Origin of the sequence: Arenibacter certesii DSM 19833, from assembly GCF_000429545.1 — a bacterium.
Classification (GTDB): Bacteria; Bacteroidota; Bacteroidia; order Flavobacteriales; family Flavobacteriaceae; genus Arenibacter; species Arenibacter certesii.
This window is the reverse complement of the sequence record NZ_AUCB01000023.1, coordinates 41077-53313: the sequence shown is the minus strand read 5'-3', so window position 1 is coordinate 53313 and position 12237 is coordinate 41077. Positions and strand designations below refer to the sequence as shown.

General features: G+C 37.3%; 11 protein-coding genes. 7 read left to right on the top strand and 4 right to left on the bottom strand.

Annotated features, from left to right (window positions below; translation table 11 throughout):
* Positions 1-5 precede the first annotated feature (5 nt).
* The 5 genes from ychF to G466_RS0112810 all read left to right on the top strand — a co-directional run bounded on the left by ychF (position 6) and on the right by G466_RS0112810 (position 7567).
* Positions 6-1100 carry a redox-regulated ATPase YchF gene (gene ychF, locus G466_RS0112830; protein WP_026814033.1) on the top strand — a complete coding sequence of 365 codons (1095 nt, stop codon included), beginning with the start codon at positions 6-8 and terminating at the stop codon, positions 1098-1100.
* A 379-nt stretch (positions 1101-1479) separates the two neighbouring features.
* A complete protein-coding gene (locus G466_RS0112825; protein WP_026814032.1) occupies positions 1480-3336 on the top strand; it encodes a DNA topoisomerase IV subunit B in 1857 nt (618 codons plus the stop codon).
* 31 nt (positions 3337-3367) lie between these two features.
* Positions 3368-6049, top strand: a complete 2682-nt coding sequence (locus tag G466_RS0112820) for a DNA gyrase/topoisomerase IV subunit A (RefSeq protein ID WP_026814031.1) — start codon at positions 3368-3370, stop codon at positions 6047-6049.
* A gap of 18 nt (positions 6050-6067) precedes the next feature.
* A complete protein-coding gene (gene mscL, locus G466_RS0112815; RefSeq protein WP_026814030.1) occupies positions 6068-6499 on the top strand; it encodes a large-conductance mechanosensitive channel protein MscL in 432 nt (143 codons plus the stop codon).
* 111 nt (positions 6500-6610) lie between these two features.
* Positions 6611-7567 carry a sterol desaturase family protein gene (locus G466_RS0112810; protein ID WP_026814029.1) on the top strand — a complete coding sequence of 319 codons (957 nt, stop codon included), beginning with the start codon at positions 6611-6613 and terminating at the stop codon, positions 7565-7567.
* An 85-nt stretch (positions 7568-7652) separates the two neighbouring features.
* On the opposite strand, the gene G466_RS0112805 is transcribed toward G466_RS0112810, so the two are convergent.
* Both G466_RS0112805 and G466_RS0112800 read right to left on the bottom strand, forming a co-directional pair.
* The gene (locus G466_RS0112805) at positions 7653-8036 is read right to left on the bottom strand and encodes a hypothetical protein (RefSeq protein ID WP_026814028.1); all 384 of its coding nucleotides are present in this window, start codon (positions 8034-8036) and stop codon (positions 7653-7655) included.
* Between the two features lie 110 nt (positions 8037-8146).
* Positions 8147-8521, bottom strand: a complete 375-nt coding sequence (locus tag G466_RS0112800) for a helix-turn-helix domain-containing protein (protein ID WP_026814027.1) — start codon at positions 8519-8521, stop codon at positions 8147-8149.
* Positions 8522-8815: 294 nt separating this feature from the next.
* On the opposite strand from G466_RS0112800, the gene G466_RS0112795 reads away from it, so the two are divergent.
* On the top strand, positions 8816-9919 hold the full coding sequence (locus tag G466_RS0112795; protein ID WP_026814026.1) for a M14 family metallopeptidase: 1104 nt from the start codon (positions 8816-8818) through the stop codon (positions 9917-9919).
* A gap of 110 nt (positions 9920-10029) precedes the next feature.
* Entirely contained in the window at positions 10030-10509 is a 480-nt protein-coding gene (locus tag G466_RS0112790; protein WP_026814025.1) for an Lrp/AsnC family transcriptional regulator, read from the top strand.
* 194 nt (positions 10510-10703) lie between these two features.
* Here G466_RS0112790 and G466_RS21985 read toward each other — a convergent pair whose 3' ends face one another.
* Complete coding sequence (locus G466_RS21985) at positions 10704-10964, bottom strand: hypothetical protein (RefSeq protein WP_051315650.1); 261 nt, start codon at positions 10962-10964, stop codon at positions 10704-10706.
* A gap of 161 nt (positions 10965-11125) precedes the next feature.
* Positions 11126-12187 (bottom strand): 3-dehydroquinate synthase, encoded by a 1062-nt coding sequence (aroB, locus tag G466_RS0112780; protein ID WP_026814024.1) that lies wholly within the window; start codon positions 12185-12187, stop codon positions 11126-11128.
* Positions 12188-12237: the final 50 nt, after the last annotated feature.

Sequence of the window (12237 nt, the reverse complement as noted above, 5' to 3'; positions counted from 1 at the left end):
AAACCATGAAAGCAGGTATCGTAGGATTGCCCAATGTAGGTAAGTCCACTCTTTTTAATTGTTTGTCCAATGCTAAAGCGCAGAGCGCCAATTTTCCATTCTGTACTATTGAGCCCAATATTGGGGTGGTAAACGTGCCGGACCCCCGTTTGGAAAAACTGGAAGAACTTGTAAAGCCAGAAAGAGTATTGCCAGCAACCGTAGAAATCGTAGATATTGCTGGATTGGTGAAAGGTGCCAGTAAGGGTGAAGGTTTAGGAAATCAATTCTTGGGCAATATTCGGGAAACGGATGCTATTCTGCATGTGCTCCGCTGTTTTGATAATGATAACATTGTTCACGTAGACGGTTCTATAGATCCTATACGCGATAAGGAGACCATTGATATGGAGCTGCAACTAAAAGACTTGGAAACTGTTGAAAAAAAGTTGGATAAGGTAAAACGTGCCGCTAAAACTGGTAATAAAGAGGCTCAGAAAGAAGAAGCGGTACTACTCAAGATAAAAGAGGGCTTGGAAACGGGTACCTCGATTCGTGCATTGGATATATCCAAAGAAGATAGGGCAGAATTTGTAAAGCCATTGCAGTTTATTACCGATAAGCCAGTAATGTACGTTTGTAATGTAGACGAGGAAGCTGCGACTACAGGTAATGCTTATGTAGAGCAAGTTAAAGCAGCTGTTGCCAAGGAAAATGCCGAAGTGATCTTTTTGGCAGTGGGTACAGAGGCCGATATTACCGAGTTGGATAGCTATGAGGAACGCCAACTATTTTTAGAAGATATTGGACTCTCGGAACCTGGTTCTGCAAAACTGATACGTGGTGCCTATAGACTATTGAATTTGGATACTTATTTTACCGCAGGGGTAAAGGAAGTCCGCGCTTGGACCATTCCCGTTGGGGCTACGGCTCCACAAGCTGCTGGTGTAATCCATACCGATTTTGAGAAAGGTTTTATTAGGGCAGAGGTAATTGCTTATGACGATTTTGTGGCATACGGAAGCGAAGCTAAAGTAAAGGAAGCTGGAAAAATGAGGGTAGAAGGGAAGGAATACATTGTTAAAGATGGGGATGTAGTACACTTCCGTTTTAACGTATAACCCAATACGCAAGTTTCCCTCTTCGGTATAATCTAGTATTTTTGCTTTGTGGATCGCTATTCAATCTTGTTGTCCGTACTAGAAGTGTCCTAACTCTAGTTGTCATGACTTGGTTCATGGATTATATAGTAGTTAATTCTTACCCTTTGCAATATTGTGAATTAGGGGATGAATATTGGATTATTTTTAGTATTATAGGCTTGTATTGCAGCAATGGATGGTAGGGAGGTTTATTTCAAGAGATTTCATTATTTTTGTCTTTAGAAGCCTTGCTGTCAACAAATCTTTAGCTTGTATTGTTAATTACTTTAACAGTTAGAGGTTTCATCTTTTTATAACCATTGCTATATTAGCGATACTTTCATTTAAAGCCCTGAAAATGTTAGAAAATACCCAGTATACAGAAGATAACATCCGCTCATTAGATTGGAAAGAACATATTAGGATGCGTCCTGGTATGTACATAGGGAAGTTGGGAGATGGATCCTCGGCAGATGATGGGATATACATTCTTTTAAAGGAGGTAATAGACAATTGTATTGATGAGTTTGTAATGGGGTCTGGGAAGACGATTGAGATCGGAATCCGGGACAATGTTGTAAACGTCAGGGATTACGGTCGTGGAATTCCTTTGGGGAAAGTGGTTGATGTGGTCTCTAAAATGAATACAGGGGGTAAATATGACTCCCGAGCATTTAAAAAATCAGTAGGACTAAACGGGGTTGGTACTAAGGCGGTAAATGCACTTTCTAGCTTTTTTAAAGTAGAATCTTCCCGTGAAAATAAGCTGAAGACCGCTGAATTTACCCAAGGAAATTTAGTTGCAGAAAATGAACCAGAGGATACTACTAGGCGTAAGGGAACAAAAGTGAGTTTCATCCCTGACGAGGAAATCTTTAAAAAATATAAGTATAGGAACGAGTATGTTGAGCGAATGCTCAAGAATTATGTGTATTTAAATCCTGGGCTTACCATCATTTTTAACGGTGAAAAATTTCATTCTGAAAACGGATTAAAGGACTTATTGGAGGATAATAACAGCCTAGATGATATGGCTTATCCAATTATACACCTAAAAGGCGAAGATATTGAAGTTGCCATTACCCATAGTAAAACCCAATATAGCGAGGAATACCATTCTTTTGTAAACGGTCAAAATACAACTCAGGGAGGAACGCATCAAGCAGCTTTTCGAGAAGCGATTGTAAAAACAGTGCGTGATTATTATGGAAAAAGCTATGAGGCTTCGGATATTAGGAAGTCTATCATTTCTGCCATAGCTATAAAAGTAATGGAACCCGTTTTTGAGAGTCAGACAAAGACGAAATTAGGGTCTACGGAAATGGGGGGTGAGCTCCCTACTGTAAGAACCTACATTAATGATTTTGTAGGGACGCAACTGGATAATTTTCTACATAAGAACCCCGATACGGCAGAAAAACTGCAACGCAAGATTATGCAGGCAGAACGGGAGAGAAAAGAACTATCCGGAATCCGTAAACTGGCTAGGGATAGAGCGAAGAAAGCTAGCTTGCACAATAAAAAATTACGCGATTGTAGAGTTCATTTAGGGGACTCTAAGAATGAACGTTGTTTAGAAAGCACCTTATTTATTACGGAGGGAGATTCTGCATCGGGCTCCATTACTAAATCTAGGGATGTAAATACGCAAGCGGTATTTAGTCTTCGAGGGAAGCCGTTGAACTCATACGGGATGACTAAAAAGATTGTTTATGAAAATGAAGAGTTCAATTTGCTGCAAGCAGCTTTGAATATAGAGGAATCTATTGAAGATCTGCGGTATAATAAAATTGTGATCGCTACGGATGCGGATGTAGATGGGATGCACATACGGTTATTGTTAATTACCTTCTTTCTTCAATTCTTTCCCGAACTTATAAAGGAAAATCATTTATTTATCTTACAGACACCACTTTTTCGTGTCCGTAATAAAAAGAATACCTATTACTGCTATAGCAATGAAGAGAAGCAAGAAGCTATGGAAAAGGTAGGCAGTAATCCCGAAATCACGAGATTTAAGGGGTTGGGTGAAATTTCCCCGGACGAATTTAAGCATTTCATTGGTCAGGATATAAGACTAGAGCCTGTGATGCTAGATAAGTCCATGTCCATAGAAAGCTTATTGGAATTCTATATGGGAAAAAATACCCCCGACCGACAAGAATTTATTATAAACAATCTTAGAGTAGAACTTGACCTCATAGAGGATATCTAATTATGAACCAAACTAATACGAATCTTTCTGAATGGAAGAGAATGAAGATCTGAACCAAATACCACAAGACAATAAAGAAGAACCTCAAGATGCACTGACCAAGGTAACCGGTATGTATAAAGACTGGTTTCTGGACTATGCATCCTATGTTATTTTAGAGCGTGCGGTACCTGCAATAGAAGATGGCTTTAAGCCCGTGCAGAGAAGAATTATGCATGCCCTAAAAGAATTAGATGACGGAAGGTATAATAAAGTTGCAAATGTAGTGGGACACACCATGCAATATCATCCGCATGGGGATGCCAGTATAGCCGACGCAATGGTCCAAATTGGCCAAAAAGACCTATTGATCGATACCCAGGGGAACTGGGGTAACATTTTAACAGGGGATAGTGCGGCCGCCTCTAGGTATATAGAAGCCCGACTCACCAAATTCGCTTTGGAGGTGGTTTTTAGTCCAAAAATCACCGAATGGCAAAAATCATATGACGGTAGAAAAAAAGAGCCGGTAAATCTTCCAGTTAAATTTCCGCTACTCCTTGCGCAAGGTGCCGAAGGGATTGCAGTGGGACTATCCACTAAGGTGCTGCCCCATAATTTTATAGAGCTGATAGATGCTTCTATAAAACATTTAAAGGGTCAGCGTTTTACTATTTATCCCGATTTCCCTACAGCGGGTATTATTGACGTTAGTAATTATAACGACGGAATGCGTGGAGGTAGGATCCGAGTAAGAGCACGTATTGGTCAGTTAGATAAAAACACGCTGGTTATAAGTGAGATACCTTTTGGGACAAATACCTCTTCTTTAATAGATACTATCCTTAAAGCAAACGACAAAGGGAAGATTAGAATCAAGAAAATTGAGGACAATACGGCTCAAAATGTAGAGATTTTAGTCCATTTGCCTAATGGCATTTCTCCAGACAAAACCATAGACGCCCTTTATGCTTTCACCGCTTGTGAATCTTCAATATCGCCTCTGGGTTGTATTATTGAGGATAATAAGCCCCTTTTCATCGGAGTGACAGAAATGCTGAAGGAATCTACTGACAATACGGTAGCATTATTAAAGGCTGAGCTAGAAATTCAATTAAAGGAATTGGAGGAGCAGTGGCATTTTGCCTCCTTAGAGCGAATATTTATAGAAAATAGAATTTATCGGGACATTGAGGAAGAAGAGACATGGGAAGGTGTGATTGCAGCTATTGATAAAGGTTTGTCGCCATTTACCAAACACCTAAGAAGGGCAGTTACAGAGGATGATATAGTTCGATTAACAGAAATAAGGATTAAAAGAATCTCTAAGTTCGACTTGGATAAAGCTCAGCAGCTCTTAGATAGCCTTGAATCTAGAATTGCTGAGATTAAGCACCATTTGGCAAATCTAATCGATTTTGCCATTGCCTATTTTAAATCACTTAAAGAGAAGTATGGAAAAGGCAGAGAGCGAAAATCAGAAATTCGAATTTTTGATGATATTGAGGCAACAAAGGTTGTAATCCGGAATACCAAACTTTATGTAAATAGAGAAGAGGGGTTTGTTGGTACATCATTAAAACGAGATGAATACGTAACGGACTGTAGCGATATAGATGATATAATTGTCTTTACGCGTGAAGGAAAAATGATGGTTGCCAAGGTGGACAGTAAAATCTTTGTAGGTAAAAACATTATCCACGTTGCAGTTTTTAAGAAAAAAGATAAGCGCACCATTTATAATATGGTGTATAAAGATGGTAAGGGAGGAGCTAATTACATTAAGAGGTTTAACGTTACCAGTGTAACTAGAGATAGGGAATACGATCTTACCCAAGGGAAGCCCCAATCAGGAGTGTTGTACTTCTCTGCCAATCCCAATGGGGAAGCGGAGGTGATTACAGTGTTATTGCGACAAGTTGGGAGTGTTAAGAAGCTTAAATGGGATATAGACTTTGCAGATGTATTGATAAAAGGAAGAGGAGCTAAAGGAAACTTGGTAACCAAATACTCTGTTAAGCGAATTGAACTGAAGGAGAAAGGGGTTTCTACTTTAAAACCGAGGAAAATTTGGTTTGACGAGGTCGTACGTAGGTTAAATGTTGATGGACGAGGAGAATTGTTGGGTGAGTTTAGAGGGGATGATATGTTATTGGTGGTAACCCAAAAGGGAATTGCAAAAACCTTCACTCCCAATCTTTCCACCCATTTTGATGACGACATGTTGGTGTTAGAAAAGTGGAATCCAGAAAAACCTTTATCAGCCGTGTATTATGATGGGGAAAAGGAACGGTTTTATGTAAAGCGCTTCTTGATTGAAAGCGAAAACAAAGAAGATTTGTTTATTTCAGAGCATCCAAAATCGTATTTAGAAATCGTAAGTACGGATTGGAAACCAGTTATAGAAATAGAATTTGTTAAGCCTAGAGGTAAAGAAGTGAAGCCTAATCAAACTGTTGAGCTGGAGGAGTTTATATCTATAAAAGGAATTAAAGCTTTAGGTAATCAATTAACAACTGAGAGGGTGAAGAATATAAATATTCTAGATCCTATCCCGTATGAGGAGCCAGAAGAACTTAAGCCGAGCGACATGGAAGTGGTGGATGAAGAGAACGTAGATGCAAAGGAGTCTGGTGATTCTAGTGATCAAAACAGTGAAAATAAAAAGTCCAAAGCTAAAGGGAAGGGAAGGTCTTCGGAAGAGGATGATGAGTCGCAGATAAAACTGTTTTAAAAAATAAGTGTCTAGATAATGATTAAGTTTATTAAAGAATTCAAAGAGTTTGCTGTTAAGGGCAATATGATAGATATGGCAGTTGGGGTCATTATCGGAACCGCCTTTAATAAGGTGGTTAGCACGTTGGTGAACAAAGTGATTATGCCTCCTTTGTCGCTATTGACAGATGATGTGCATTTTGCTGATAAACAATACGTTTTAAGGAAAGGGCATGGAGAAATAGAGGAAATTGCATTAGGTTATGGTGCTTTGATCGAGGTTTTGATCGATTTTCTGATTATTTCTTTGACCATCTTTATGGTAGTAAAGTTTATAAATAGATTTAAGGCGAAAGCCGAAGATCCTAAAAACAAGGACGTTGCTACTCCTAGGAATATTGAGTTATTGGCTAATATGGAAAAGTTATTGCAGGAACAAAATGAATTAATAAAACAGCGAAGCAAATAATTTGAAGCTGTAAGGATTGGTCTTGGGCAATTATAAATTTAAGTGCTATTTGAAGGAGATCCCAAGTTTTCCTTCTTTAATGTCATATATTTACCGGAAAATTATTTTTATATGGAGTTGACTAACCCCCTAGTCTATGGAGTACCCTGTTTTATAGCATTTATATTGCTTGAGCTGACATATAGTAAAACACATGGGGATGATGAACTATACGATTGGAAAGATTTTGCAGCAAGTGGCTTTATGGGTATCGGTTCTGCAATCATTGCTCCTTTAATCAAGGTTGTTTTTGCCATTGTTGTATTTGAATCTGCATATGCGTTATTTAATCCAATAGTGGACGGTGTGCGGACCAATATTCTTGGGTATGCTTCTTTTGGGTATGCTTGGTACGTTTGGCTGCTTTGTCAGTTGGCAGATGATTTTACCTACTATTGGTTTCATAGGGCCAACCACGAAGTGAGACTCTTTTGGGCGGCACATATTGTACATCATTCTTCCGATAACTTTAATTTAGGTACGGCGGTTAGAAACGGATGGTTCACTCTTCTTTATAAGCCTTTATTCTATATGTGGATGCCTATGATAGGCTTTGCGCCAGAGATGGTTGTTATATGTTTAGGAATACAGGCATTATGGCAATTTCAGTTGCATACGGTGTATGTTCCCAAATTGGGCTTTTTGGAAAAGATTTTCAACACCCACACCATGCATCAAGTGCATCATGCTCAAAACTTAGAGTATTTAGATAAGAATCATGGAGGGTTTTTAAATATATTCGATAAAATGTTTGGCACTTGGAAGGAATTTGATGAGAAGATAGAGGTGAAATTCGGAGTTACCAATGCCCCGGATTCTCATAACCCTATAGTTATATTAACTCATGAGTTCAAGGACATTTACAACGATGTTAAAAAGTCCAAGAAGCTTTCCCATGCGCTAATGTATATCTTTGGCCCTCCAGGGTGGAGTCCGGATGGAAGCACTCTAACTGTGAAGCAGCAACAGCGGTTGTTGGAGAAGGAGAAACAGTTAAGTGCAGAGCGGGTCTATAGCAGCACTAATTAAATTTGTTGCTACTAAATAAAAAACCGCCTTATGGGCGGTTTTTTTGTGCTCTAGCGTTGAGCGTTGAGTTTTGTATATATTGGTGTTATTCTACCCTTATTGCGGTTCCTACGGACCTGTTAGCGCTTCCAACTAGTCTATACTCAAAGGTGTAGGAATCTTTCGTGGTAGATAGTATTTTCATGTGAATGGACTTTTCCTCGGCCATATTCTTTGGATGTAGTTTTTTAACGACATACTCACAGGGATTTATCCATCTTACTGAGGAGGTATCTGTTTTCCCTTCAAAGTGATCGATTTCAATATTTCCTTTCCTCTCAAAGATAGTAGTGTGCTCCTCTCCATCTATTGATGCAGTAAAGGAGAATTTTCCATCTTTAAAACTGGCGCAATTACGTTCTGGCTCATAACATGAGCTTATAGTTGTTGTTAAGAGGATTGCCAATCCAAGTGATATTCTTTTATTCATAGCGCAAAAATAATGGTTTTAGGGATTATAAATCCTCAAAAATACCACAAATTAACCGCAATCCGATAAGGGTTTTTGGATAAGTATATTCTAATATGTGTTAATGAATTTTACTTTTCGGTATACGCTTTAAAGCTACCGTCTCTATAAAAAATAATTATTTTCTCTACTGTCCCCGCACCTGAAGGAGCGGTTTTTTTTGCCTCCGTCGTAATCGATCCTGAGGTTGGAGTAACTGTAGGTGAAGGAGACTTTGGTTTGTGTGGAAAAGAGCCTTTTCCGTAGAGCAGCCAGTAAAGATCTACTTCAGGGAAAGCTTCTGCCGTTCTCATTACAAAATCCAAACTTGGTTTATTTCTGCCCGATAAAAGGTGAGAGATGCTAGAGCGTTGTACGCCAATTTTATCCGCAAAAATTGAGGCGGAAAGGTCGTAGAACTTAAGTATCCTTTCTATTCTTTTAATAAAGTCCAGGTTGTTTATCATTGTAAATTAATTGATTCAAAAGTAATAAATTAAAAATTAGTAGATAAGTAAATAGTATGTAAATTACTATTTTTCAATAAATTAAAGATTTAAATAAAGTAATGTAAAATGGTGAATATAAAGAATTTAAACATTAATTATAGATTTTGTGTATACTTGCGTTATGAGTCGTTACAGATGTAACAATACTTAAGCGTACCTAGGCGTTATTTGTTTACAAAAGTAAATTTACGATTTACATTTGTAATTTAAAATGAAAGTATATTTGTCGTCAATTCCATATTAAATAGTCAGATGTTTAAATATAATTACAGTGCTGTTAAAGTAAACCAGGTAGAAGGAAGGGTTGTTACCAATAATGATGTTGAGCCATTTTTGGAATCTCTTCCATCTGTCTTTCTAGTTTCCATTGTTGGTAAATCCGTTCAAGGCCTACCTATAAAAACAATTACCATAGGGACGGGAAAAACCCGTATTCTTATGTGGTCACAAATGCATGGAAATGAATCTACCACCACAAAAGCTGTTCTGGATTTAATTAATCTATTAAAAGAAGGCTCGGATCTTGCTTCTGTTATTTTAGAAAATTGTACCCTAAAAATAATTCTTATATTAAATCCAGATGGCGCATTGGCTTATACTCGGGTCAATGCAAATTGGGTAGATTTAAACAGAGATGCTCAAGAGAGAACGCAGCCAGAGAGTGTAGTGTTAAGGGAGGTGTATGATGATTTTAAACCTGACTATTGTTTTAATTTACACGATCAGCGAACTATTTTTAATGTTGGGGCGACATCCATGCCGGCAACGGTTTCGTTTTTAGCGCCTGCTAGTGATCCAGAAAGAAGTATCTCTGAAAATAGAGAAGTGGCAATGAGGTTAATTGTAGCTATGAATGTTGCCTTGCATAAGTTAATTCCAGGACATGTGGGAAGGTATGATGACTCGTTTAACAGTAATTGTGTGGGGGATGCGTTTCAAATGTTAGGTACTCCTACCATTCTCTTTGAATCTGGTCACTATCCGGATGACTATGAACGCGAGCAAACTCGATATTATATTTTTATCGCTTTGATGGAGGCAATCGAAACTATTGCAAGGAATAAAATTGAAAAATTTTCAATGGATCCGTATTTTGATATACCAGAAAATAGCAAATTATTCTTTGATATAATTATTCATAATATGGATCATTTGGATGCTAAATATAGCGCAGGGGAAAGTGTGGGTATTCTATATGTTGAAACCTTAGTTGGAAGTAAAATTGAATTTGTACCAAAATTGGAGAAAATAGGAGATTTAAGTGGGTTCTATGGTCACAAAACATATAATTGCTTAAATTCTAAGGACTTAGAGGTTATCCAAAAAACTCCAAACCTTATAAATGTGCTCAAATAAATCGGGATGCTTTTTAAATATCCAAAATTCTTACACATTTCATATAAAAATGACACATTCATTACATTTAATTCGATTATTTGTTATTTTTGCATTTAAATTTAATACTGATGAGTAAAGTAAAATTAGACGAAATAGACCACCAAATCCTAGATATGTTAATAGATAACACTAGGACGCCATTTACGGATATAGCGAAAAAATTATTGATCTCTGCGGGAACGGTGCATGTACGTGTGAAAAAAATGGAAGAGGCTGGAATTATAAGAGGCTCTTCACTTACATTGGATTATATAAAGCTGGGGTACTCTTTTATTGCCTATGTGGGTATATTCCTTGAAAAAACTCATCAGACCAAATTTGTTCTGGAGAGATTAAACCAGATTCCCAATGTTACCGTAGCTCATATCACAACAGGAAAATTTAATATATTCTGTAAAATCCGAGCGAAGGATACTAATCATGCTAAAAATATCATTTTTAAAATAGATGATATAGATGGAATCAGTAGAACGGAGACCATGATTTCATTAGAGGAAAGCATTAACGATAAGAAGCGCTTAATGCATACCATTTTTAATGAACTATAGTAAGATTCAAATTAATTATTCATCCCATTCATATTTTGAATGGGATTTTTTTTTATTAGAAGATGTGTAAATACGAAAAATAGTTTCTATCTTAAAGTAGATCTGAATTTTTCATTCCCCTTTTAGTAAAAGCCATCCATAAACGGCTAGTAAACGAAAGTTAACGGCTACTTTTAGTAAGGTAATATTTTTAATTATTCTTCACCCGATCCCAGCATTTCTGGAAGTGGGAGGTAATGTTGATGTAGGGGGAAGTCTGGGATGTTATGTTGCTCTTTATCATCGTCAAAATTAAAAATAAAATTAGCAAGGCTGTTGCTTATTTTTACGAGATAAATACTATTCTCGGTCCTAACTTCTACCGCTTCTATACTTTCCCCCTTCAGATTTTTAAAGGTAATTATATCCTCGTCCCCATATCCATAAGGATAAGCAACTAGCCATAGCGATATCACTTGTTCGTCTAATTTTTTTGTAGTCCACTAGTTTGCGTATCAAATTTGGATGTTTTTCCCTAGTTATTGTAGGGTGGTTATTAGTATAATCCAAACTAAGATATATTTACCGTACAACGAATAATGTGTTGCAAAAGCGCTGATTCTAGTAGGTGAATATGCTATTTAGCGTAATATTCAAAGGCCTCATGCATTAATTCTGAGGACACTTTAACATCAATGGCCGGTTTTCCGATTTTTTCCAATAGTACAAAGTTGATATTTCCATGAGAGTTTTTCTTGTCAAACTTCAACAAAGTGAGAATGGCTTCAATATCTTTCTTGGTAAAAGCAACTTTCTTATACCTCTTTAAGAAGGTTGTTTTAATATCTTCCAAATCAGGTTCAGAAAGTCCGGTAAGTTGATAAGAGAGATAGCCCTCGAGTATCATACCTACTGCAATGGCTTCCCCGTGTAACAACAATTCGTGGTTTGAACTTTCTAGGAAATAAGATTCAACCGCATGTCCCAAAGTGTGTCCATAATTTAATATTTTTCTCAGGTGTTGCTCGGTTGGATCTTGCACTACTACGTTGTTTTTTATAGATACAGAGGCATGAATAAGGGGATCTAAAGCATTAAAATTAGTGACATTCTTTAAGGTATTCCAGTAATTGGCATCGGAAATTAAACCATGCTTCAACATTTCTGCAAAACCACTTTGAAGTTGCCTTTCACTGAGAGTGTATAAAAACTCGGGATCTACCAATACCAATTGTGGTTGATTGATAACTCCCACCTGATTTTTTAAAGATCCTAAATCTACTCCAGTTTTTCCTCCAACAGATGCATCTACCATTGACAAAAGGGTAGTGGGGATGTTGATGAAATCTATTCCTCTTTTAAAACAAGACGCTACAAATCCTCCTAAATCGGTCACAACGCCACCACCTAAATTAATCATGGCACTCTTCCGGTCGGCGTCCAATTCGGATAGCACCTCCCAAACCTGGGTGCAGGTTTCAATATTTTTATTGACTTCTCCCGCTTCTATCTCTATGATTTCAAAATCATATTCTCCCTCAATATTCCCCATAAATCTTGGAAGACAATGGTTATGAGTGTTCTGGTCAACTAGAATAAATAGCTTAGAATAGTTATTCTTTACCAGTTGGTCATTTAAAATTTCATACCCCTTTTCATTAAAATGTACCGCATAGGAAGCGGTGATAATGGAATCCATAATAGCAATATTTTAAAGCAAAATAAACACTATTTATTGTGATAGGAATA